The sequence below is a fragment of the Flavobacterium daejeonense DSM 17708 genome, from assembly GCF_000425425.1.
Classification (GTDB): domain Bacteria; phylum Bacteroidota; class Bacteroidia; order Flavobacteriales; family Flavobacteriaceae; genus Flavobacterium; species Flavobacterium daejeonense.
The window spans coordinates 305,052-328,984 of the sequence record NZ_AUDK01000001.1 but is presented as its reverse complement, the minus strand read 5'-3'; the positions used below and the strand labels follow the sequence as shown (position 1 = coordinate 328,984).

The 23,933-nt window shown below is 35.4% G+C and carries 25 protein-coding genes; 17 read left to right on the top strand and 8 right to left on the bottom strand.

Annotation, left to right across the window (positions count from 1 at the left end; genetic code table 11):
• Nucleotides 1-79 precede the first annotated feature (79 nt).
• Together mscL and H599_RS0101390 are read left to right on the top strand one after the other, a co-directional pair.
• Nucleotides 80-496, top strand: coding sequence for a large conductance mechanosensitive channel protein MscL (gene mscL, locus H599_RS0101395; protein WP_026712477.1), 417 nt, complete (start codon nt 80-82; stop codon nt 494-496).
• 168 nt (nt 497-664) lie between these two features.
• The gene (locus H599_RS0101390; RefSeq protein WP_026712476.1) at nt 665-1,660 is read left to right on the top strand and encodes an aspartate-semialdehyde dehydrogenase; all 996 of its coding nucleotides are present in this window, start codon (nt 665-667) and stop codon (nt 1,658-1,660) included.
• A gap of 187 nt (nt 1,661-1,847) precedes the next feature.
• Here the strand turns inward: H599_RS0101390 and H599_RS20205 are convergent, their stop codons facing one another.
• Nucleotides 1,848-2,384 carry an FRG domain-containing protein gene (locus H599_RS20205; protein ID WP_051590594.1) on the bottom strand — a complete coding sequence of 179 codons (537 nt, stop codon included), beginning with the start codon at nt 2,382-2,384 and terminating at the stop codon, nt 1,848-1,850.
• A 314-nt stretch (nt 2,385-2,698) separates the two neighbouring features.
• Between H599_RS20205 and H599_RS20680 the strand changes: the two genes are divergently transcribed.
• The 4 genes from H599_RS20680 (at nt 2,699) to H599_RS0101365 (ending at nt 8,117) form a co-directional block, all read left to right on the top strand.
• Nucleotides 2,699-3,046: a hypothetical protein gene (locus H599_RS20680; protein WP_155960711.1), complete on the top strand. Its 348-nt coding sequence runs from the start codon at nt 2,699-2,701 to the stop codon at nt 3,044-3,046.
• 192 nt (nt 3,047-3,238) lie between these two features.
• Entirely contained in the window at nt 3,239-5,458 is a 2,220-nt protein-coding gene (locus H599_RS0101375) for a TonB-dependent receptor (protein WP_026712475.1), read from the top strand.
• Between the two features lie 145 nt (nt 5,459-5,603).
• Nucleotides 5,604-7,718 carry a prolyl oligopeptidase family serine peptidase gene (locus H599_RS0101370; protein ID WP_026712474.1) on the top strand — a complete coding sequence of 705 codons (2,115 nt, stop codon included), beginning with the start codon at nt 5,604-5,606 and terminating at the stop codon, nt 7,716-7,718.
• A gap of 84 nt (nt 7,719-7,802) precedes the next feature.
• Nucleotides 7,803-8,117 carry an HPF/RaiA family ribosome-associated protein gene (locus H599_RS0101365; RefSeq protein ID WP_026712473.1) on the top strand — a complete coding sequence of 105 codons (315 nt, stop codon included), beginning with the start codon at nt 7,803-7,805 and terminating at the stop codon, nt 8,115-8,117.
• A gap of 75 nt (nt 8,118-8,192) precedes the next feature.
• Here H599_RS0101365 and H599_RS0101360 read toward each other — a convergent pair whose 3' ends face one another.
• On the bottom strand, nt 8,193-9,776 hold the full coding sequence (locus H599_RS0101360; protein ID WP_026712472.1) for a L,D-transpeptidase family protein: 1,584 nt from the start codon (nt 9,774-9,776) through the stop codon (nt 8,193-8,195).
• Nucleotides 9,777-10,090: 314 nt separating this feature from the next.
• Between H599_RS0101360 and H599_RS0101355 the strand changes: the two genes are divergently transcribed.
• The 8 genes from H599_RS0101355 (at nt 10,091) to H599_RS0101320 (ending at nt 16,526) form a co-directional block, all read left to right on the top strand.
• The gene (locus H599_RS0101355) at nt 10,091-11,455 is read left to right on the top strand and encodes an ammonium transporter (protein WP_026712471.1); all 1,365 of its coding nucleotides are present in this window, start codon (nt 10,091-10,093) and stop codon (nt 11,453-11,455) included.
• Nucleotides 11,456-11,561: 106 nt separating this feature from the next.
• Complete coding sequence (gene trmB / locus H599_RS0101350; RefSeq protein WP_026712470.1) at nt 11,562-12,239, top strand: tRNA (guanosine(46)-N7)-methyltransferase TrmB; 678 nt, start codon at nt 11,562-11,564, stop codon at nt 12,237-12,239.
• Nucleotides 12,240-12,282: 43 nt separating this feature from the next.
• Complete coding sequence (locus tag H599_RS0101345; RefSeq protein ID WP_026712469.1) at nt 12,283-12,918, top strand: LysE family transporter; 636 nt, start codon at nt 12,283-12,285, stop codon at nt 12,916-12,918.
• A gap of 159 nt (nt 12,919-13,077) precedes the next feature.
• Nucleotides 13,078-14,235 (top strand): helix-turn-helix domain-containing protein, encoded by a 1,158-nt coding sequence (locus H599_RS0101340; RefSeq protein WP_026712468.1) that lies wholly within the window; start codon nt 13,078-13,080, stop codon nt 14,233-14,235.
• Nucleotides 14,229-14,564 (top strand): MGMT family protein, encoded by a 336-nt coding sequence (locus H599_RS0101335; protein ID WP_026712467.1) that lies wholly within the window; start codon nt 14,229-14,231, stop codon nt 14,562-14,564. The genes H599_RS0101340 and H599_RS0101335 overlap by 7 nt, the downstream gene beginning before the upstream one ends.
• Before the next feature lie 198 nt (nt 14,565-14,762).
• Nucleotides 14,763-15,890: an Mrp/NBP35 family ATP-binding protein gene (locus H599_RS0101330; RefSeq protein WP_026712466.1), complete on the top strand. Its 1,128-nt coding sequence runs from the start codon at nt 14,763-14,765 to the stop codon at nt 15,888-15,890.
• Between the two features lie 13 nt (nt 15,891-15,903).
• Entirely contained in the window at nt 15,904-16,143 is a 240-nt protein-coding gene (locus H599_RS0101325; protein WP_026712465.1) for a NifU family protein, read from the top strand.
• 65 nt (nt 16,144-16,208) lie between these two features.
• Nucleotides 16,209-16,526, top strand: coding sequence for a 2Fe-2S iron-sulfur cluster-binding family protein (locus H599_RS0101320; RefSeq protein ID WP_026712464.1), 318 nt, complete (start codon nt 16,209-16,211; stop codon nt 16,524-16,526).
• 76 nt (nt 16,527-16,602) lie between these two features.
• Here H599_RS0101320 and H599_RS0101315 read toward each other — a convergent pair whose 3' ends face one another.
• From H599_RS0101315 to H599_RS0101290, 6 genes are all read right to left on the bottom strand, one after another.
• A complete protein-coding gene (locus H599_RS0101315; RefSeq protein ID WP_026712463.1) occupies nt 16,603-17,385 on the bottom strand; it encodes a DUF3050 domain-containing protein in 783 nt (260 codons plus the stop codon).
• A 206-nt stretch (nt 17,386-17,591) separates the two neighbouring features.
• Nucleotides 17,592-18,770 (bottom strand): acyl-CoA dehydrogenase family protein, encoded by a 1,179-nt coding sequence (locus H599_RS0101310; RefSeq protein ID WP_026712462.1) that lies wholly within the window; start codon nt 18,768-18,770, stop codon nt 17,592-17,594.
• 135 nt (nt 18,771-18,905) lie between these two features.
• A complete protein-coding gene (locus tag H599_RS0101305) occupies nt 18,906-19,538 on the bottom strand; it encodes a LysE family translocator (RefSeq protein ID WP_026712461.1) in 633 nt (210 codons plus the stop codon).
• 68 nt (nt 19,539-19,606) lie between these two features.
• Nucleotides 19,607-20,341 carry a tRNA1(Val) (adenine(37)-N6)-methyltransferase gene (locus H599_RS0101300; protein WP_026712460.1) on the bottom strand — a complete coding sequence of 245 codons (735 nt, stop codon included), beginning with the start codon at nt 20,339-20,341 and terminating at the stop codon, nt 19,607-19,609.
• 211 nt (nt 20,342-20,552) lie between these two features.
• Nucleotides 20,553-21,077, bottom strand: a complete 525-nt coding sequence (gene rimM, locus H599_RS0101295) for a ribosome maturation factor RimM (RefSeq protein ID WP_026712459.1) — start codon at nt 21,075-21,077, stop codon at nt 20,553-20,555.
• Between the two features lie 14 nt (nt 21,078-21,091).
• Nucleotides 21,092-21,646: a 30S ribosomal protein S16 gene (locus H599_RS0101290; RefSeq protein ID WP_026712458.1), complete on the bottom strand. Its 555-nt coding sequence runs from the start codon at nt 21,644-21,646 to the stop codon at nt 21,092-21,094.
• Between the two features lie 197 nt (nt 21,647-21,843).
• Between H599_RS0101290 and H599_RS0101285 the strand changes: the two genes are divergently transcribed.
• The 3 genes from H599_RS0101285 to H599_RS0101275 all read left to right on the top strand — a co-directional run bounded on the left by H599_RS0101285 (nt 21,844) and on the right by H599_RS0101275 (nt 23,865).
• The gene (locus H599_RS0101285; protein WP_026712457.1) at nt 21,844-22,326 is read left to right on the top strand and encodes a DUF6252 family protein; all 483 of its coding nucleotides are present in this window, start codon (nt 21,844-21,846) and stop codon (nt 22,324-22,326) included.
• A gap of 132 nt (nt 22,327-22,458) precedes the next feature.
• Nucleotides 22,459-22,806 carry an RNA recognition motif domain-containing protein gene (locus tag H599_RS0101280; protein WP_026712456.1) on the top strand — a complete coding sequence of 116 codons (348 nt, stop codon included), beginning with the start codon at nt 22,459-22,461 and terminating at the stop codon, nt 22,804-22,806.
• 288 nt (nt 22,807-23,094) lie between these two features.
• Nucleotides 23,095-23,865, top strand: coding sequence for an energy transducer TonB (locus tag H599_RS0101275; RefSeq protein WP_026712455.1), 771 nt, complete (start codon nt 23,095-23,097; stop codon nt 23,863-23,865).
• Nucleotides 23,866-23,933: the final 68 nt, after the last annotated feature.

The window sequence follows — 23,933 nt, the reverse complement described above, 5'->3', positions numbered from 1 at the left end:
TTTTGAGATTTCAGGGTTGTTTTGTTAAAAAAAATGGTAATTTAGAAATCTGAATCAAGTTTAATTAAAATTATAAGGTATGGGATTTTTCAGTGATTTTAAAGCCTCTTTGATGAAAGGCGATGTGTTAAGTTTAGCGACTGCTGTTGTTATTGGTGGCGCATTTGGTAAAATTGTAGGATCTGCGGTGGATGATGTTATCATGCCAATCGTTGGTTTAATTACCGGCGGAGTTGATTTTACGACCAAATTTATTTCTTTAGACGGAAATAGTTATGCCGATTTAGCTGCTGCTAAAGCTGCCGGAGCTGCTGTGATTACTTATGGTAATTTGGTTCAGGCGATTATCAACTTTGTGATTATTTCGTTCTTTATTTTTGTGGTGTTGAGAGCTGCTGAGAAAATGAAAAAGAAAGAAGAAGCTGCCCCTGCTGCCCCAGCCGGACCAACTCAGGAAGAGTTGCTTACTCAAATCAGAGACTTGTTAAAAAAGTAATACCGCTTCACTATATGTTCAACTAAACCACCCTCGAAAGGGGTGGTTTTTCTATTTTGTTATATTTATAACTTTTTGTTATTTTTTGTGAATACGCTTGTTTTCCTTTGAATATTAATTACTTTTGCAGTTCAAAAATTGAAATTAATAAAATAAAGATATTAGAATATGAAAATAGCAGTGGTAGGAGCAACCGGAATGGTTGGAGAAGTAATGTTACAGGTTTTGGCTGAGAGAAACTTTGTTAAAGCTAATGACGAATTAATTCTTGTAGCTTCTGAGCGTTCAGTAGGGAAAGAAATGGAATTCCAGGGAAAAACCTATAAAGTAGTTGGATTAGCAACTGCTGTGGAAATGAAACCGGAAATTGCTTTGTTCTCTGCCGGAGGTGATACTTCTTTAGAGTGGGCGCCAAAATTTGCGGCTGTAGGAACAACTGTAGTAGATAACTCATCGGCTTGGAGAATGGACGCAACTAAAAAATTAATTGTTCCTGAAATTAATGCCGACCAATTAACAGCAGCAGATAAAATCATTGCTAACCCAAACTGTTCTACTATTCAGATGGTTTTGGCTTTGGCACCTTTACATAAAAAATACAACATCAAGCGTGTCATTGTTTCTACTTACCAATCCATTACCGGAACAGGTGTTAAAGCGGTAAAACAATTAGAAAACGAGTATGCAGGAGTTGACGGAGATATGGCTTATAAATACCAAATTCACCGTAATGCAATTCCTCAATGTGATGTTTTTGAAGAAAACGGATACACTAAAGAAGAGATGAAATTAGTTCGTGAAACTAAAAAAATCTTAAGCGACAATACGATTGCAGTTACGGCTACTGCAGTACGTGTACCAATCGTAGGAGGTCACTCTGAGGCAGTAAATGTGGAGTTTTCTAATGATTTTGACATCAACGAAGTAAGAAGTATTTTAGAAAGCACTGACGGTGTGGTGGTTCAGGACAACTTGCAAGAGTTTGAATACCCAATGCCACTTTTTGCTCAGGGTAAAAATGATGTATTTGTTGGTAGAATCAGAAGAGACGAGTCGCAACCAAATACATTGAACATGTGGATTGTTGCCGATAACCTAAGAAAAGGTGCTGCAACTAACACTATCCAAATAGCTGAATATTTAGTAGCTAACAACTTAGTGTAATTGCTAAATTACTATAAACAGAAAAGCTTCTCGATTGAGAAGCTTTTTTTATGGGCTAAATTTAATTTAGAAGAAAAAATTGAGCGCAATCTTGTCATTACGAGCGAAGCGAAGTAATCTCATCTTGCAGATACAGAATGCATTGCTGTGCTAACGTTTGTGTATATCCGAGCGGTCAGGGCTTTTTTTACTTGTCAATAAGATATTTCCAATTTAAATGCATACTTAAACCATTCACATCTGGATAAACTGTTCTACTATTAATTCCAAACATTGATAATTTGTTTAGGATATCTTTTTTTATATCAGCAGGTATTTCAATTTGTGTCAAGCTTGTTTTTATTGCCGAATTAGTTTCTAAAGTAACAAACCTTTTGGCTTTATTCGAATATTTATGAGCAGTAAACCATCCTGATTGAACAACAATTCTTTCATTGTTTAAAGTTGGTCTTAAAATTTTTGTAAGTGAGCTTGAAAAAGGTGATTGATTTTTAGATAAATCTACTTGTAAATCATCATCACAAGATAAAATGTATAAGTAAGAATTTTTATTTATATTTTGTTGATTTTCACAAGCAAACCATAATGCCACTAACGGATTACTAGTCCAATCTAATAGTCTAGTTTTTAAACCAAAATGTTGTGTATAAACTAACCATTCCCAATCGTTTTCAAATTTTTTAGATATCAGTAAAGGTGAGCGTCTCTTAAAATCTTCCAACATTTTTTTTTTTTTTCAATTTCTGTTGTGTCAAAAATTGGTTTTTCTCTGCAAATTGATGGAAGTAATGGTTTATTACTCGATTGTCCTCGAAATAGATTAATATCATAACCTAATAATTCAATTAGTTCGATTTGATTTAAAAAATCTTTGAACGATTCGATTCTATCTTTTTTCATTTTTTTGTATTGTCGTCTGGTTTTTTAACTAATCAAATATGTTAAAATATTCTTACAGATTCTCGTGTAAGCTTTTAGGAAAAAATCAAAACCAGTATACTTTGGATTTCTTAATCCCACAGCTTACCTTTGTTCCTGATGAAAAGAAAGCAAATTCAATATAGTATTACGCTTGCGGTAGCAGTATTGTTCTCGATACTGTTCCAGTCTTTTCATAGTTATGAGCATCTGGAGAAACAGTTTTCTCATAAAATCTGCTACCACGACACTACAAAGAATAAGGCAGAACTCACTCATCAGCATAAAACAATGGAGCATTGTGCCATTTGTCAGTTTGCTTTTGGTAGTTGTTTGTGTCCTAAATTTATAAGTTATCATTTCTTTTCTGATTTCAGGTCAATTCCTTTTTTTGTCAACAATCAAAAAGAAATTCTTTCCTTTCCGGGGAGTTTGTATGCCCATCGCGGGCCTCCATGTTTTGTGTAAAACACAATTTTATTAATAAGCCAAATAAAATTTTAGCCCACAGATTATACTGATATAACGGATAAATACAGATTTTATCTGTATGAAATCTTTTTGGTTATCAGTGCTAATCTGCTCAATCCGTTTTGTCCGTGGGCTATAATGGATAGGTATTTGGCTTCTTCTTTTTGTAAAACACAACAATCATTTTCAATGAAAAAATATATAATGGCCCTATTCTTGGGGTTTTCGGCTATGCTACAGGCTCAAAATGTAGTTTCAGGAATTGTTACTGATAATACTAATAAGCCGTTAACAGGCGTTTCGGTTTATGTGCCGGAATTGCATAAAGGAACCATCACGGATGCCAATGGAAAATACCTTTTAAAAAATCTGCCTAACGGGAGTTTGAAAATCAGTTTTCAATACGTAGGTTTTGCAAATCAGAATAAAGTTATTGATAAACTTCAAAAGCAAAACACCTTAAATGTACAATTAGAAACTTCCACTTTTGAAATGGATGAGGTCATTGTTTCTACCGCTTTCAACAAAATTCAATCTCAAAACGTGATGAAAGTAGAGCACGCCAGCATGAGGGATTTGGAGAAAAAAGGAACGTCAACTTTGATAGAAGGATTGGCAACAATTCCCGGAGTTTCTCAGGTTTCTACAGGGACATCGATAGGGAAACCGGTTATCCGTGGTTTGAGCGGAAACCGTGTTTTGGTGTATTCGCAGGGCGTTCGGGTAGAAAATCAGCAGTTTGGTGACGAACATGGTTTGGGACTAAATGGTGCCGGTGTGGAAAGTGTTGAGGTGATTAAAGGTCCTGCTTCTTTGCTGTATGGCTCGGATGCATTGGGTGGTGTTTTGTATTTCAATCCTGAAAAATTTGCCGAAGCTCATACTTTAAAAGCTGATTTTGATCAAAAATTATTCTCAAATACTTTAGGAAGTAATTCCAGTATTGGGGTAAAAACGTCAACGGAAAACTGGAAATTCCTGGCTCGCGGAAGTTACAACACGCATTCGGATTATCAGATTTCGGGAGGTGACAGAGTGACCAACAGCCGTTACAATGAAACCGATTTCAAAACGGGAATTGGATATAGCAACGCAGCATTTTCAACCGTTTTGCGATACAATTTCAACAAACTGGATTTAGGAATTCCAGAGGAAGGCATAGCTGAACAATCGAAAAGTAAGAATACCATCTACCCAAGACAGGGAGTCGATAACCATTTGCTGAGTTGGAATTCGGTAATTTATTTAAAGAATTCGAAACTGGATGTCGATTTGGGATATATTGCCAATGACCGAAGCGAATTTGAAGACAGTAACGATCCCAGCCTGCGAATGAAATTAAAAACCTTCAATTATGATGCAAAATACTATTTGCCAAAAATGGGTAAATTGGAATCGATAGTTGGGATTCAGGGAATGCACCAAACCAATACTAATTTTGGTGAAGAATACTTAATTCCGGATGCAACAACGAATGATTTTGGTGTTTTTGGAACGGCAAATTACGAATGGAAATCCAATGTAATTCAGGGAGGATTGCGTTTTGACAATCGAAAAATTAGCACCGTAGCTCATGGTATTTTGGGTGAAGAAGGTTCGTTTGAAGCCATTGATAAATCTTTCGACAGTTTTAATGCTTCTTTGGGTTACAAAACCAATCTGACGGATAATTTAACGATGCGATTGAATGTGGCTTCGGGTTTTAGAGCGCCAAATTTAGCCGAATTGAGTTCGAATGGCGTTCACGAAGGAACGAATCGTTACGAAATAGGAAACAGTAATTTGAAAACCGAACAAAACCTGCAAACTGATGTGAATTTTGAATACGGAAATACGCATTTTGAGTTTTTTGTCAATGGATTTTACAACCATATCAACAATTACATTTATACGGCGCCTAACGGAACTCAATTGGAAAACAATGATGTTTTTGATTATATTCAGAATAATGCCAAATTGTACGGTGGTGAAATTGGCTTGCATCTTCACCCGCATCCGTTGGATTGGCTGCATTACGAAACCAGTTTTGAAACCGTAACGGGCAAAAAACAATCCCGAGGCTTCGGGAGGGATTACCTGCCTTTAATTCCCGCCAATAATTGGAATAATACAATTAGAACTGAATTCAAAATTAAAAATTGGCTCACTGATGGTTTTGCAACCTTGAATGTGTGTTCGACTTTTAATCAAAATAATGTGAGTGGTTTTGAAACCAGTTCTAACGGATATACTTTGGTAAATGTTGGTTTAGGCGGAACGGTTGATTTGGGGAAATTAGTGTTTGATGTGAATTTGAATGCTAATAATCTTTTTGACAAACAATACATTAGTCATTTGTCAAGATTAAAAACCGATGGAGTTCCTAACATTGGTAGAAATATTGTTTTGGGGTTGAATTTTAATTTATAAAGTTTTTTAACCAAAGTATACAATTTTTTAAACCATTAAGATAGTTAAGGGGGTTAAGTCTGAGTACTTAATTTATTTAATTTCTTAATGGTTTTTTTATAGAATTTTGAATTCTTATTTTTGTTTCAATCAATAGTGAAATGCTATGCGAAAATCAATATTAATACTATCATTTTTTACTTTCATAATGACTTCATTTGCTCAAAAATCAAAATCCATTCAGTATCCGCAAACCCGAAAAGATGCTACAGTCGATGAATATTTTGATGCCAAAGTTTCTGACCCGTACCGCTGGCTGGAAGACGATCGTTCGGCGGAGACTGCTGCCTGGGTTCAGGCTCAAAATAAAGTTACGGATGCTTATTTGGAGCAAATTCCGTTCAGGAATCAGTTGAAAGCAAGACTGGAAAAACTCTGGAATTATGAAAAAATAGGGGCGCCTTTTATCGAAGAGGATTTTAGCTATTATTTCAAAAATGATGGCTTGCAAAATCAGTCGGTTTTGTATCGAAAAGACAGAGAAGGAAAGGAAACGGTTTTTTTGGATCCGAATACTTTTTCCGAAGACGGAACTACTTCGTTGGGTGAACTTTCTTTTTCTAAAGATGGCTCTAAGTTGGCGTATTCTATTTCTGTAGGCGGCAGCGACTGGCGAAAAGTGATTGTGATGGATGCTTTGAAGCGGGAAATTATTGGAGATACTTTGGTGGATGTAAAATTCAGCGGATTGTCCTGGAAAGGAAATGAGGGTTTTTATTATTCGAGTTATGAAAAACCAAATGGTAGTGAATTATCGGCTAAAACCGACCAGCATAAATTGTTTTTCCACAAACTGGGCACAAAACAAAAAGAGGATAAGGTAATCTTTGGCGAAGACCAAAAACGCCGTTATGTGAGTGGAAATGTAACGGAAGATGACCGTTTTTTGGTTATCACAGCGGCCAATTCTACTTATGGAAACGAATTGTATGTGCTGGATTTGTTATATTCGGATAGTGTCCTGCAAACTATTGTGGCTAATTATGACAATGATTATAATGTGCTTGAAAATGTAGGTTCGAAGTTGTTGGTAGTAACCGATAAAAATGCGCCTAATAAACGCATCGTGCTAATCGATGTGGATAATCCGGCTCCGGAAAACTGGAAAGATTTAATTCCGGAAACCAATCAGGTTTTAGAACCGTCAACTTGCAGCGGATTTATTTTTGCCCATTATATGAAAGATGCGGTTTCATTGGTGAAACAATATGATTATTCCGGAAAGTTAATTCGCGAAATGCAATTGCCGGACTTAGGAACGGCCAGTGGTTTTAGCGGCAAGAAAACGGATGTGAAGGTTTATTTTACGTTTACCAATTATTTTACTCCGGGAACAATTTATGCTTTCGAACCCCAATCAGGAGCATCGGAAGTACATCGGGAATCTAAATGTCAATTTCAATCGGAAGATTACGAATCCAAACAGATTTTTTATACTTCCAAAGACGGAACCCGAGTTCCAATGATGATTACGTACAAAAAAGGACTAAAATTGGACGGTAAAAATCCAACGATTTTGTATGGTTACGGCGGATTTAATATCAGTTTAACGCCAAATTTTAGTATTGCTAATGCAGTTTGGATGGAAAACGGAGGTGTTTTGGCTATCCCCAATTTACGTGGCGGAGGAGAATATGGAAAAGAATGGCACGATGCGGGAACGCAATTACGCAAACAAAATGTATTTGACGATTTCATCGCTGCAGCGGAATATTTGATAAAAGAAAAATATACTTCTTCCGAATTTTTAGCGCTTCGCGGAGGATCAAATGGAGGTTTACTGGTTGGTGCTGTAATGACACAAAGATCAGATTTGGCTAAGGTGGCTTTACCTGCTGTTGGTGTTTTAGATATGTTGCGTTATAATGCGTTTACAGCAGGAGCCGGTTGGGCGTATGATTATGGAACGGCGCAGGACAGCAAGGAAATGTTTGTGTATTTAAAAGGCTATTCGCCTTTGCATAACATAAAAAAAGGAGAGCAGTATCCGGCAACGATGATTACAACCGGAGACCATGACGACAGAGTGGTGCCGGCACATAGTTTTAAATTTGCTGCCGAATTGCAGGCAAAGCAATCCGGAAATCATCCGGTTTTAATTCGGATTGATGTTAAAGCGGGTCATGGTGCCGGAAAATCGGTTGCAGCGACTATTCAGGAAAATGTAGATATTCAGGCTTTTACTTTGTTTGCTATGGGCATTAAAAATCTCCTGCGATAAGATTCACAAATTTTTACTAATTCATTCGGTTTTTGTTTTGTGGTTGATTATCTTAGGGGAGTATTAATTTATTAACCGAAGACTATGAAAATACAATTTAACACCGACAAACATATTGAAGGGCACCAAAGAGCAGAAGCGTATTTTGCCAATGAAATTGAAACAGCTTTGGCTCGTTTTGAAGAAAAAATTACCCGTATTGAAGTGCATTTTGGTCATGAAAACAGTGCTAAAGAGGGTGTTAAAGACAAGCGTTGCCTGATTGAAGTGCGTCCCGCAAAATTACAACCTTTGGCTGTAACGGAACATGATGATACTAATGAGAAAGCTTTCAGAGGGGCATTGGAAAAGGTGAAAAAAGCATTGACTACTACTTTTGAAAAACAAAAATCACATTGATTTAAATTTATAACAGAAGAAAAGGCAGCTACTTGAAAAAGTGAGCTGCCTTTTTTTTATGCGAGAAGAAAAGGATTATTGTTGGAATAACAAATTGGCCAATAATTCATCTCTTTTGTAAATATCGTTGTAAAAATGAATGATTCCGTCATTGTCTGCCCAGGCGGTGAAATAACCAATGTAAACCGGAATTTTATTTTTTAGTGTGTACCAACTTTCTTTACCGCTGTTCATGGCTTCTTCAATTTTTTCAGGAGTCCATTTTGGATCATCTTTTAAGATTTCTATAGCTAGTTCTTTAGGTTTTGCTACGCGAATACAGCCATGACTAAAGGCACGGGTTTCTCTTTCGAACAAACTTTTGGAAGGAGTGTCGTGCAGGTAAATGTCATTCGAATTTGGGAATAAAAACTTAATCAGTCCTAAGGAATTTTTTGGTCCGGGTCTTTGTCTCAGTTTGCCTTCGTTCCATTCCATATCGTGTTCAGCCAGATAATTTTCGTTTTGGGCAATTCCGGGAAGAATTTCATTCTTTAAAATACTGTTCGGTACATTCCAATACGGACTAAAAACAATGTATTTCATCGGAGCGCTAAAAATTACCGTTTTGTTCATTGTTTTTCCAACAACGACTTTGGAGCGCAATACCACTTCCTGATTTTTGAAATAAGAAAGCTGAAAAGAAGGGATGTTGATGGCGATTAATTCTTTAGATTTTGGAATGTCTTCCGAAACCCATCGGCAACGTTCCATATTGACAATGATGGTTTTGATTCTTTCACCTACCGGAATATTTAAATCTTCAATCAGTAATTTTGAAATAATGCTGCTGGAAAGCATGCCTCTTCTTGATTTGTAGTTCAAGATTCCTTTAGACAATTCCTTGTCGTAAATTGCGCTGCCTGAATTGTTTTGGATGTCTTCAGATAAAAATAGGCGTTCCCTGATTTGTGCAATAACTGCCGCGCTGTCACCAATTTTATAAGCGTTAACCGTGGTGTCAATGCTAATGTTTTTCCAGCCACCTGCTTTTTCAATTTTGCGGTATTTTTGAAGGGCTTTTTTAAGTAAAAAGTATTGGCTGATTAGTTTTTTTTCTTCTTTATTTATTAGAGAAGGATTGGTTAATAGCGAATCCAGATAGCTGATATAAGGCATTTTTTTTCGGGGAATGTACCATTCCGTAGCGGCTGATTTTTCGGAGTCTAAGCCGTGATATACATTCGTAGCGTAAAACAGGTACCAGGCTGAATACAGGAGTTCGGTTTCTGTAGATGGTTTGAGTTTTTTGTCGAAATTATTGTGAATTTCTTCTAGTTTTTCCTGATACGGCACATTCATTTGAATGCCTTCTTCGTCTAAATTATTGATTTTGTCGTAAAGAAGATTAGCAAATTCGTTTATCCCTTCTTTGTCAAACCAGATGTAGTGGTATTGGTGTTTTTGATAGAGTTTTTTTAGGTCGGCTTCGTATTTTTTCAGTAAGGGGTAGGTTTCTAAAAAAGTGTTTACTGCGGTGCTGTCAAAAGTGGTTTTTTCCTGTTCTGTTGTGATTTCTTTTTTGATAAGCTGACTTTCTTCATTTTTATTCCTGCATGAAAAAAGCAGGATTATAAAGAGTAAGCTAACGATCGATTTGGAGGCGTTTATTTTTCTCATAACAGGTATTTTTAGGTTAAACTAAAAGCTGTCAACAAAATAAGTTGTTTTCTTCAATGAAAAATTACAACTTTTTTTTAGTTTTTTATATTTTAAAGCTTTTTTTCTTTCAATTTTAAAGGATGTATAAAATGTTTTTCACATTGAAAAGTGTTAAATTCTTTGAAATTGATAATTTTTTATAACAAAATCCTTTTGGGAGGGTTAAAAAGGGGTGGTTTGTTATGGAGTTGCTTATTTTGTGTGATATTGAGTGAAAAATATAAATTATTTTTAAATTTGCCCCGAATTTTAATGGGTTAAAGAAAGAAGATATGAAAATTGAAAAGCGTTGGATCATTTCTTTTGTTATTATTAGCATTGTTTGTATTTCAGGACTTTTTTGGGAAGTACCCTTGGAGCCTAAAAATGTTCATTCGCAATTTGGAACTATAGACCAGATTATTCCGGCCGATGTGGCCTGGATGCTTACTTCTTGTTGTCTGGTTTTGATTATGACACCCGGATTGGCCTTTTTTTACGGAGGTATGGTAGGGAAGAAAAATGTAATTTCGACCATGCTGCAAAGTTTTATCTGCATGGGAGTAGTCACTCTTATTTGGGTTGTAGTTGGTTTTAGTCTTGCTTTTGGAGAACCGTTAGGAATTCGAATTGGAGATGGATTTTATAGTTTTGTGGGAAATCCGGCGACTTTTACTTTTATGGATTATGTGGGTGTTTTGCCTCATAAATTAATTGCAAAAACAGTTCCTTTTATGCTTTTTGCATTATTCCAAATGAAGTTTGCTGTTATTGCTCCGGCCATTATTACGGGTTCATTTGCGGAGCGTGTTCGTTTTATTTCTTATTTATTATTTATCTGTCTGTTCAGTATTTTTATTTATTCGCCTTTGTGTCATGCGGTTTGGTATCCTACCGGAATTTTAGGATCTTTCTTTGGTGTGAAAGATTTTGCGGGAGGAACGGTAGTGCACATGAGCGCCGGATTTGCTGCTTTGGCGGGAGTATTGGTGTTAGGTAAAAGAAAAAACAGCAATCATGTTCCTACAAATATCCCGTTTGTTTTGTTAGGAACCGGAATGCTTTGGTTTGGGTGGATTGGTTTTAATGCCGGTTCTTCGATGGAAGCCAATGGTGTTGCAGCGATGGCTTTTGGTACAACCACGACTTCTTCGGCAGCAGCTATGCTTACCTGGATCTTTTTTGACAGAATAAATGGGCGAAAAGTTTCTGCTTTGGGAGCTTGTATCGGGGCAGTAGTTGGATTAGTTGCGGTTACGCCTGCTGCGGGCTATATTACGGTTCCGGAAAGTATGTTCTTTGGATTTGTAGCGGCTTTGGTTTCTAATAAAATTGTATATTCTAAATATTTGAAAGGAATTGATGATACTTTAGATGTGTTTGCCTGTCATGGTGTAGGTGGGATTATGGGAATGATTTTGACGGCTATTTTTGCTCACGGAGAAGAAGCAAGTTTGCTTCACGGAGGCTGGGAGGTTTTTGGACACCACATGATGGCCTTGTTGTTGGTTTCTATTTATACCTTCTTTGGGGCATATTTCTTGTTTAAAATTACAGATAAAATAATTCCGATGCGTGTTTCGGAAGAAGCAGAGATTATGGGATTAGATTTGTCTCAGCATGACGAAACGCTTTTTCCTATTGAATGCGCCGAATAAGTGGTATTTAAATATCAATTCATAGAGCAGGGCAGGTTTTTATTTTATAAAAGCTTGCCCTGAGTCTTATTTATTTGCTTAATTTTGCGCAAATATTTAAAAAACAGTGGGAAGTAAAAATAAATTAAAACGATTCAAAGAAAACGAAACATTCAATAATGTTTTTCAGCCAACAAGAGAAGAGGTAGCAGGTGATTTATTTCCGTTAAGAGGAAAATGGAATGTTGATTTCTTTAAAAATGATAATCCTATCGTGTTAGAGTTGGGTTGTGGAAAAGGAGAATATTCAGTAGGATTGGCTGAAAGATATCCAAATAAAAATTTTATTGGAATTGATATTAAAGGAGCCCGTTTTTGGCGCGGAGCTAAGACAGCGGTTGAAAGCGGTTTAAATAACGTGGCCTTTGTTCGTACTCAAATCGAATTAATTAATCATATTTTTGCTGAAAATGAAGTAGACGAAATCTGGATTACTTTCCCGGATCCTCAAATTAAGTACAAGCGTACCAAACACAGAATGACCAATTCGCAGTTTTTACAGTTGTATAAAAAAATCCTCAAAAAAGACGGAGTTGTTAATCTGAAAACCGACAGCGAGTTCATGCATGGTTATACTTTAGGGTTGTTGCATGGTGAAGGTCATGAGGTTTTATATGCAAATCATAATGTTTATGTAAACGAAGGAAGTCCTGAGGAAGTAACGGCTTTTCAGACTTTTTACGAAAAACAATATTTAGAAATTAATAAAGCAATCACTTTTATTCGTTTTAAAATTAAAGACTAAACTTTAGTTTTAAAATTTTTTAGGGATTCCTGTAAATAGGCTTATGAATTTAATTGTATCCTTATTATCCGGTTTTATTTCGGCCTTTATAGGAATTACTCCTCCGGGTTTGTTGAATATGACGGCAGCAAAAGTAAGTATGAAAGACGGAAAGCATCATGCTTTTTGGTTTGTTTCGGGTGCGGTGCTGGTTATTTTTCTTCAGGTGTATCTGGCGGTTTTATTTGCCCGGATTATCAATGCCCGCCCTGATATTGTATTGTTGTTGCGTGAAGTTGGTTTTGGGGTTTTTGGTACTTTGACGGTTTATTTTTTGTGGATTGCCAAAGAACCAAAAATGAAGAAACCTAAAATCAAAAAGTATAGTAAAAAGAAACGCTTTTTTTTAGGAATGTTGCTCTCGGCACTTAATTTTTTCCCCATTCCTTATTATGTTTTTGTGAGTATTTCACTGTCTTCTTATGCGTTGTTTACTTTTGATGTTGCTTCCATTTTTATTTTTGTGAGCGGAGCCGTTCTGGGTTCTGTCCTTGTCTTTTATTTTTATATAGCCTTTTTTAAAAAAATAGAGAAAAAAGCCGATTATCTTCTTAAAAATATGAATGTTATTATCGGATGTATTACAGGAGTTGTTTCGGTAATTAGCCTGATGAATATTTTAGAATATTATTTGAGATAATGGGTTTATAGCTAGTCAATTTAGCTATGGAAAAAATAAGACAAATTTTTTCAAACATCGTTTTTTTGAGCTGATATGTCGGATATTTTTTTACGACTGATTGGAAAGTTGGATAATTGTCTATATTTAAATTTTTTCAGAGTAAAATTGTAATCGATTATGTTTCTAAGTGTTGTGTATTTTATGACCGCTTTGTTGGGATTTCTGACATTAATGGTGCTGATAACACAATACAAGTCTAATAGAAAGGTTAATTTTTACCTTCTGATTTTAATCTTTTTTGCTTCTTTTCGATTTTTTTTCATCGGGATTTATTCACTGGTTTTTTTTACGGTTAGCGATGATGTTACTGTGATTTTTCGTTCCTTTGGTTCGGGAATTTTTGCTTGTATTTATTTGTATTTTAAATGTTTGGTTGCTAACAGGAAGAATCCTGTGGCAGTAGATTTATATTATTTTAGTATTCCGGTGCTATTTGGGATTTATAATCTTTGGATGCGTCATTATGCGGTTTCATGGTATTTATTGTCTTATTTTTTGTTTGCCTTAATTCCGTTGTTTTATTTAGGTTTAAGTTTTGTAGAATTAAAAAATAAGCTTTGGTTTCTAAAGTCTAAAACATGGCACGTTCAAAAACAAAATATGCTTGTTAGAAATTGGAGTATCTTTTTCTTTGTTTTTTGTTTTTTAATTGTGTTGCGACTATTGGTGTCTTTGGTATTGGATATCTTTGTTGCGGGTTATTCAGATGGAACGAGTTATTTTTGGTTGGCGGCATTGCTGTGTTTTGTATTGTTTTTCAGACTTTTATTTACTCCAATGATGTTGTATTCTAATGTCTTATTGGATTACGAAGTGAAATCAGAGGAATATTTCGAATTGGTTTTTGAAGATTTTTGGCTGGATGAATCGGATGTTTTGATTACAAATAGTCAGGATTTAAAATTGAGCGAAAGAGTAGAAAGTAATTTGGAATCCTATATTTATGAAATCGAGCGAATGGCACTGGAGCATTTTTGTTTTAGAAATCCGAAAGTTTCCATGCGTGATTTTGCGATTAGATTAGAAATTCCAAAGAGTCATTTGTTGTATTTTTTTAAATACCATTCCAAGGTAAGTTTTATCGAATTTAAACGTACCGTTCGTATTTATGATGCCATTAGTTTGATAGAAGAAGGTTTTTTAGAAAAAAGTAGCGTTGAAAAATTATCTAAAAAAACAGGTTTTTGTTCCTGTGATTTATTTTTAAGTAGTTTTAAAGAAATTGTAGGTGTAGAACCTCGGGAATACAATCAAAAGAGAAAAGAGTTATGTTAACGAAGGATAAAACTAATTTTTTTGAAAAAGTCTATGTTGTAGTCAGGCAAATTCCTTACGGCAGAGTGACTTCTTATGGTGCTATAGCCAAATATTTAGGAGCGGCACGATCGGCCAGAATGGTAGGCTGGGCTATGAATGCTTCGCATAGTATGGATGATGTTCCGGCGCACCGCGTAGTGAACAGAAAAGGAATGCTTACGGGTAAATTCCATTTTGACGGAACCAATTTAATGCAGCAATTATTAGAAAATGAAGGGGTGAAAGTAGTCGATAATCAGATTGTTGATTTTGAAAACTATTTTTGGGATCCGCAAGAAGAATGTTAGAAAACTAAGTGGTTAAAAATCACAGCAAAACACTTTATAGTTAGAACCAATACCGGGATTAATAATTACAATTCAAATACTTTAAATTAAGAACTTAATCTCTTATCTTTGCTCCCGAAAGTATCGGGACTGAAATCAGTTTAAATAAATCTTTGTTTTTGAACTGAAAATAGCAATTGAAAAATAGTAAACTTAGTAATGAAATTAGATAGAAAAGAAATTCTTAAAGCTTTAGAAACAATTACTATTGCAGGAGAAGGAAAAAATATGGTAGAAAGTGGTGCTGTAACTAATGTGCTTACTTTTGGAGATGAGGTAGTTGTTGATTTGGTTTTACATACACCGGCGATGCATATTAAAAAACGTGCAGAAGACGATATCAAAAAAACAATTTTAGAAAAAGTGGCTGCTGAAGCTAAGATTAAAGTTAATATTAAAGTGGAAGCGCCGGAAAAACCTGAAATTAAAGGAAAAGCAATTCCGGGAATTAAAAATATTATTACGGTAGCTTCCGGAAAAGGAGGAGTAGGAAAATCTACAGTTACTGCCAATTTAGCGGTTTCTTTGGCTAAAATGGGCTTCAGTGTAGGTGTTTTAGATGCGGATATTTACGGTCCTTCCATGCCAATCATGTTTGATGTCGAAAGTGAAAAACCAATTTCGGTTACGGTTGACGGGAAATCAAAAATGAAACCTATTGAAAGTTATGAAGTAAAAATGCTTTCTATTGGGTTCTTTACCTCGCCAAGTCAGGCGGTAATCTGGAGAGGTCCTATGGCTTCTAAGGCTTTAAATCAAATGATTTTTGATGCCGATTGGGGAGAATTAGATTTCATGTTAATCGACTTGCCTCCTGGAACCGGAGATATTCACCTTTCTATTATGCAGTCTTTGCCGGTTACCGGTGCTGTAGTGGTAAGTACGCCGCAGGCTGTGGCTTTGGCTGATGCTAAAAAAGGAGTTTCGATGTTTATGTCGGAAGCAATCAATGTGCCTGTTTTAGGAATCATAGAAAACATGGCATATTTTACGCCGGAAGAATTACCAAATAACAAATATTATATTTTTGGTCAGGAAGGTGCTAAAAATTTAGCTCAGGATTTAGCAGTACCATTTTTAGGAGAAGTGCCTATTGTGCAATCTATTCGTGAAGCAGGAGATTACGGTCGTCCGGCAGCTTTACAAACCGGTTCGGTTATTGAAACGGTATTTGAAAATATCACTCGCAGAGTAGTAGAAGAAACGGTAAGCAGAAATGAAAATTTACCTGCTACTGAAGCTATCAAAATTACTACTATGGCTGGTTGTTCAGCAATAAAAAAATAATTTAATAAAAGAAATGACAACAGAAGAATTAACAATTGAAGTTCAAAAAGCGCTGGATGAAATCCGTCCTTTTTTAGAGTCGGATGGAGGGAATATTACGCTTATTTCTATTGAAGAGGATAAGCATGTAAAAGTGCGTCTTGAAGGAGCTTGTACTAATTGTAGTGTGAATCAAATGACGCTTAAAGCTGGTGTTGAGACAACGATTAAAAAGTTTGCTCCACAAATTGAAACTGTTGTAAATATCTTATAAGAGGTTTTCTTGAGATTATTTGCTAAATGTTTATTGTTCAATCAATCAATTCCTAATAGTAAAAAATGGATGTTTTAATAAAAATTAAAGACAGAGAAGGAGTAGTGCATGAATTACAGGCCCCTACAGATATGGCTATGAATATCATGGAGCTTTGCAAAGCTTATGAATTACCGGTAGAAGGAACCTGCGGGGGAATGGCTATGTGTGCTTCCTGTCAATGTTATGTGTTGAATGACGTAGCTTTACCGGAAATGGGGGAAGATGAAGAAGCAATGCTTTCGGAAGCTTTCTATGTAAAATCAAATAGTCGTTTAGGGTGTCAAATTCCTATTACGGTTGATTTAGAAGGTTTGGAATTAGAATTAGCTCCTGAGAGTTAATAAAAAATCTTTAAAATAATAAAAAAGGCTATTTTCAAATTAGAAAATAGCCTTTTTTGTTTGGGTGTATTTTGAATTAAGCCATTTCGACTTTCATGGTGATTAATTCTTCAATGGCATTCCAAAGTTCAATTCTTTTTTCCAAAGCTAAAATAGAAACTTCTTCGACTTCTTTCCATTTTTGAATGTCGTTTCCGCAAAGTTCTTCAATCATTGCCATTGCCATCGGACCGTGTTCGTCGGCATCTAATTCAATATGTCTTTCGAAATAATAAATCAATTTGCTTAAATCAGTTTCCGGGAATTGTTTTTCGAAATTTTTTAAAATTGCAAAAAACATACTCGGAATCAAATCTTCTCTTCCAAAGGTAAAAGCTGCCGCAATTTCATGAGGTTTTCCTTCTTCGATAACACGGAAAGTAAAATCTAAGAAAGCTTTAATGTTAGGATGTAAATCACTTTTTTTGATGGCTACAAAAATATTTTGCAGCGATTGAATTTCTGAAAGGAAATGTTCTATTTTGCTGGTGTCGGCACCACAGGCTTCCATCGCTTCAATGTACATTTCGTAATGGCTCAGGTGTCTTCCGTCCAAGGTCAGGTCGGTTTCTTCGGCCAAAACAATTTCGTTTATTAAATAGCGGGTTTCCGAATTTTTAGTGGCAAACCAAGGGGTTGTTGTACAGGTTAAACGTTCCTGAAGCGCTTTTAATAAAGACATAAAATCCCAAACAGCATACACGTGGTTTTCTAAGAAGATTCGAAGGTCTTCTATGGTTTTTACCTTGCTGTAAAGCGAATGTTCTAATAAGGCGCTTTTTTGGGCTTTGATACTGTTATTGATATGTAAAGTGTTCATCATTTTATAATTTAGTGTAAAGATAAAAAAGCTGTTAGCTTCAGGGAAAATATCCCATCGATTTTATCAATACTTTAATAATTGTTTTTTCTTTAATACTATTTACGGAATTAATTTGATTCTGGTTTTTTGTGTAAATAGTTTTAAAGTAATAGGGCTAATTCAAAAAGCGTGCCTTTTGTCTAAAAAAGGATTTTTGAGAGTTTTTATTTAAAAGCTGAAATACCTGTGATATCCATTCCGGTAATGAGTAAATGAATATCGTGAGTCCCTTCATAAGTGATTACTGATTCCAGATTCATCATGTGTCGCATGATGGAATAATCGCCGGTAATTCCCATGGCACCTAATATTTGGCGTGCTTCACGTGCAATGTTAATCGCCATGTGGACGTTGTTTCTTTTTGCCATTGATATTTGTGCCGATGTAGCTTTGTTTTCGTTTCTTAATACTCCTAATCGCCAGGTTAATAATTGGGCTTTGGTGATTTCGGTGATCATTTCGGCTAATTTTTTTTGTTGCAATTGCATGCCTGCTATGGGTTTATCAAACTGAATTCGTTCTTTGGCATAACGTAGCGCTGTATCATAACAGTCCATGGCGGATCCAATGGCTCCCCAGGCAATTCCGTATCGGGCAGAATCTAAACAGCCTAAAGGAGCGCTCAGTCCGGATCTGTTAGGGAGCAGGTTCTCTTTTGGAATTTTTACATTATCAAATAATAATTCTCCTGTAGCCGAAGCGCGTAAAGACCATTTGTTGTGTGTTTCGGGAGTAGAGAAGCCTTCCATGCCGCGTTCTACAATCAAACCGTGGATTCTGCCTTCTTCATTTTTTGCCCAAATAACCGCAATATCTGCAAAAGGGGCATTGGAAATCCACATTTTAGCTCCGTTTAGCAGGTAATAATCTCCTTTGTCTTTGAAATTAGTGGTCATGCTTCCGGGGTCGGAACCGTGATTGGGTTCGGTTAATCCAAAACAGCCCATGAGTTCACCGGAAGCTAATTTGGGAAGGAATTTTTGTTTTTGTTCTTCGCTGCCGTATTTCCAAATAGGGTACATTACTAATGAAGATTGTACTGAAGCAGTAGAACGAATTCCGGAATCACCACGTTCTATTTCCTGCATAATTAAACCATACGAAATTTGATCCAAACCGGCTCCGCCATATTCCTGTGGAATGTATGGTCCAAAAGCGCCAATTTCGGCTAAACCTTTGATAATCTGATTTGGAAATTCTGCTTTTTGGGCATATTCTTCGATAATCGGACTGATTTCTTTTTTTACCCAGCTGCGTGCGGCATCGCGAACTATTTTATGTTCTTCTGATAGTAATTCGTCCAGCTTGTAGTAGTCGGGGGCTTGAAATAGATCTGGTTTCATGGCGGTTTATGTATTAATAGTGATAGACCTTTCTTTTGAATGGAAAGTTTTGAGGTTAAATACACTATAAATTTACATAAAGCTTTTGTATCAGTTGTAAAAAGCTAATTTTTTTTGTCTTAATTAAGCTCTTTTTTATTTTTTAGTCATGGCTATTTTTAATCCCATCAAAATGTAAATTGCGCTGGATGTTTTGTTAAGCCAAAAATTGAATTTTTCGTTTTTCTTTAATTTGTTAGAGAATAAGGATGAAAAGTAAGCAAGTATGAAGCACCAAATTATGCCAAGCCCGGCATAAGTAAATCCTAGAATAAAGAAAGGTAATGCCGAATCGGTGTTTGTTTTACTGATGAATTGAGGAAAAAAGGACAGAAAAAACAAAGCTACTTTTGGGTTGAATACATTAGTGATTACACCTGATCTGAAACTTGCCCAAACGGATTCGGTTTCCAGGCTTTGTTCTTTGAAATTTAACGTTTCTTTTTTAGAAAATAAAGCTTTTAGTCCAATGTAAATCAAATAAGCTGCGCCGAGATATTTGATTAATGAAAAGGCAATTGCCGACTGGGCTAAAATAATTGACAGTCCTAAAGCGGCAAATGTGGTGTGAACTAAAATTCCGCTGCAAATTCCTAATGAGGAATAGATTCCTGATTTTTTACCTTTTGTCAGTGATTTGTTTAGGATGAAAATAGTGTCTATCCCTGGTGTTAAAACAAAGATAATTGCTGAAATTAAGTAAAGGGAAAAATTTTCTACTCCTGGCATTGCATTTTTATACAAATATATTTAATAATCTATTGGGAATTCAGGTTCAGAAATGACTTTTTTTAGGGTTACAGTTTTAAATAAAACTCTTTTGTTAATTCAATGTATTCCGGAGTGTATTGATGTCTTGCTGTTTCAATGATTAATTCGTTAACCGGGAAATCAGGATTTTCATTTCGGCTAAAAGCCAATAGACTGCGCTTGATTTCGGAGTTTGGAGCTCCTTTTACACGAGTGATTTTTAACGGATATAATTCGTAAGTTTTGGCTAAAGCCAAAAAGTTTTCTTCTTCTTTGAAAGGAATTATAACTGAGAAAATTCCGTTTTCAGAAAGCAATAAATCAGCTGCTTCGACTAAATCTTCGAAAGGCATGGCGTCCTGAAAGCGGGCTAAATCACGCTGTTCGCTGTTGGATTTGTAATTTTCGCTGTAAAAAGGGGGATTGGAAACAATTAAATCGTATTGCTGTGCCAGTTCGCTATCGCTCGGGTCGTCTTCCGGTTCTTCTACAAATTCGTCTAATCCGGCATGGAAACAAAACAAACGGTCGTTCCAGGGTGAGTTTTCAAAATTGTCGGTTGCTTGTTCGTAGGCTTCTTCGTCGATTTCTAAAGCGTCAATTTGTTCGGCATTACTGCGTTGTGCAAGCATTAAAGCAATGATTCCCGTTCCGGTTCCAATGTCTAAAATGCTAAATGGATTATTCTCGATTGGAGTCCAGGCGCCTAATAAAACACCATCGGTTCCAACTTTCATAGCGCAACGGCTTTGTTCAATAGTAAATTGTTTGAATGAAAACATAAGGTAAAATTCCAATTTTTTAAATTCCAAATTCCAATCACAGAAGGGGAATTCCAAAATTGAAATTCCAAATCCCAAAACTTAAGATGTCTAAATGGATTCCTCTAATTGTATTTGAGTTTCAAAATTAGATTAAAATATTGAAATTTTATTTCCGTAATTAGAATTTTCCTTCTTCGTTTGGAATTTGGAATTTCTTTTTTTGGATTTTTTAAAGATACATTTCAATCAACCCTTCCGGTAAATCCATGATGATTTTTTTGTTTTCCCGATCTACTTTTACCAGGAATTGGTCAATCATTGGGATTAGGATTTCCGCTCCGTCTTTGTTGACTTCAAAAAGAGGCTGGGCAGTGGTATCGTTGATGGATTGGATTTTGCCAACGTAGCCTAATTTTTTATCTTCTACTTCAAAACCAATGACTTCGTGGAAATAAAATTTGTTACCTGTAAGTTTAGGTAGCATGCTTAAAGGCAGGTATAAGCTGCTGCCGATTAGGTTTTCGGCATCTGCTTCGGTGTTGATGTCTTCAAAATGAACTCTTAAAAAGTCATTTTTGTGTAATGAGCTGCTTTCAATAAAAAAAGGAACCAAGTGTTTGTTGTATTCAACAAACACTGATTCCAGATTTTCGTATAGCTCGGGTTCGTCTGTGTCTAAATAGGCTAAGACTTCCCCTTTAAAACTAAATTTTTTAGCGATTTTACCTAAATAGAAACAATCTTCTTTACGCATTTTCGCTGTTCAAATTATGCTTGAGCTTCTTCGTTGTTTTCTTCAGCAGCAGGAGCTTCTTCTTCAGATGGAGCAGCTTCAGCCTCTTCAGCTTGTGCAGCAGCAATAGCATCGGCTTCAGCCTGAGCAGCTGCAGCAACACGTTTAGCGTTTACTTCTTGTTCAGCTTTTAAAGCTTTTGCTTTTGCATCAGCCTGAGCTTTTGATAAACCGTCTTTTTTAGCGTTTACTGTACCGGTTTTAGCTTCTAACCAAGCAGCTAATTTAGCGTCAGCTTGCTCTTGAGTTAAAGCTCCTTTACGGATACCTCCATCAAGGTGGTGTTTCAATAAAGCACCTTTGTAAGAAAGGATTGCTCTTGCAGTATCTGTTGGTTGAGCACCATTGTGCAGCCATTTTACAGCGCTATCAAGGTCTAATTCGATAGTTGCAGGGTTAGTGTTTGGATTGTAAGTACCGATTTTCTCTAAGTATTTACCATCTCTTTTTGAGCGAGCATCTGCTGCTACTACCCAGTAAAAAGGTTTTCCTTTTTTACCGTGTCTTTGTAATCTAATTTTTACTGACATAATCTTTACTGATTAAATTTTGAGGTTCACGACCCCGATTAATTAAGGCTGCAAAGATACATTATTTTTTAATATAGCAAATAGTTTTTTAGTATTTTGATATGTAGTTGTTTAGTGGTTTTTTTTTGTTTCTTTTTTTAACTTAAAAAGGTTTACTTTGGCTTTAATAGTTTATTTTTGTTTGTAAATTTTAATTTATGAAAAAGTATTTTTTGTTTTTGATTCTACTTTTTGCTGTGTTTTCCTGTCAGGAAGATGTCCGTTTTAATAATCCTGCTTTTCAGGGGATGAAAGACAATGTTTTGTGGCGTGCAGTTCAGACTCGTGCAACTGTTTATTCGGGTGGGACTTTGGTTATTGAAGCTTACACAGCGACAGAAGTGGTTACTTTGAAAAATAATACTACAGCGGCTGGAGTTTATTCTATAGGAACTAATGCTAATACTACGGCGACTTATGTATATACCGATCCTTCTACTAATGAAAGCGTTACTTTTTCCTCTGGTTTTGTTGGTATTGAAAACGGACAAATAGAAATTACCGAATACGATGCGGTAGCACAAACTATCTCGGGAACTTTTAAATTCAATTTGGAAAATACTTTCGATAATCCTTTGGCAGCGGCTACTTTAAATTACCAATACGGAGTTTTCTATAAAGTTCCTGTTACGGTACAATAGCTTAAGGATTTTTAACAGACTTTTTCTTTACCGATATCTTATTAAATGTTTAAATAAGGCAGAAATAAACATGTTTATAGTTTGTTATGAGCCAAATAAGATTACATTTGTCACAACTTTATAAATAATTATATGAACATTTTTGTTGGAAGCCTTCCGTTCAGTATTGAGGAAGCAGATTTAAGAGAGTCTTTCGAGGCTTATGGGACAGTTGATTCTGTTAAAGTAATTACTGATAAATTTACCGGAAGAAGTAAAGGCTTTGGTTTTGTTGAAATGCCTGTTGATGCTGAAGCTCAAAAAGCAATTGATGAGTTGAATGGAGCAACTGTTTTAGGGCGTACTATTGTGGTGAACAAATCAGAACCAAAACCGGAAGGTGAAAGAAGAAGTTTTAATAACAACCGCAGAAATGATTCTCGCGGAGGTTACGGAAACAATCGCGGTGGTGAAAACCGTGGAAATAGAGGAGGATATTAATTTTTTTCTAAACTATAAAAAAAAGCTGTCAATTTACAATTGACAGCTTTTTTTTGTTTTCCTTGATTTTCAACTCACTCCTTTGAATTGGAATATGAAAAGTATATTGTGGTTATCCGTTAACTATTGCTGAATTTTTTTGTCCAATCAAATTTAGCTCTGGGTATTTTTTATTATTTGAATTGTAGATAAAAATAAGAAATTACAACAAAATTTGGTTTTGTTTATTCAATAATTCAAATAAGTCGCGTATTTTTGAGACGTATAAATAATTGTATATTACATAATATGAAAAAATTACTATTTCTAGCAATTGTTTTTTTGCTAATTCAATTTGTTTCGGCTCAAGAAATGACAACTGATTCAAATAACCTTGTTTATAATCTAAATGAAATCGAGCAAATTCCTGATTTTCCTGGGGGTATGAATGAGTTTTATAATTTTATTAGAAATAATTATAAAGCTCCATCTAAGACTCTTTCAGATAAAGTTTTGGTGTGTTTTATAATTGAAAAAGATGGTAGTCTATCCAGTTTCAAAATATTGAAGTCTGTTAATGTTGAATCCGATGCAGAAGCTGTTAGGGTTTTATCTATATGTCCTAATTGGATTCCTGGAGAAAAAAATGGTCAAAAAGTAAGATGCAGGCTCACTCTTCCAATCTCAAAATTAATTTATAATTATCAGATCCGTTCATTATCTTCGGGACAAAAAAATAAAGAAAATGTTTACAGCATAGCAGGTATTGAAAAAAAACCAGAGTTTCCAGGGGGTATTAAAGAGTTTCATAAATTCTTAAAAAAAAATTATAAACCATCTGCGGAGGCGAAAGGTTTAGCTTTTGTAACTTTTATAATTGAAAAAGACGGAAGTCTTTCAAATTTTAAATTATTGAGAGATCCTGGTTTTGGAGCAGGTGAAGAAGCTTTAAGAGTTTTGTCAATTTGTCCTAAATGGTCTCCTGGCGAAACAAAAGGAGAGAAAGTTAGATGTATTTTTAGTACATCGATTCCTTATAAAGAGCCAGTTTACACAACAACTAGAAGAGTTTCAGAGTAAATGGATTTTTATTAAAATGATTTAACAAAAAGAGGTGCTTTAAGCACCTCTTTTTGTTTTATTTAAAA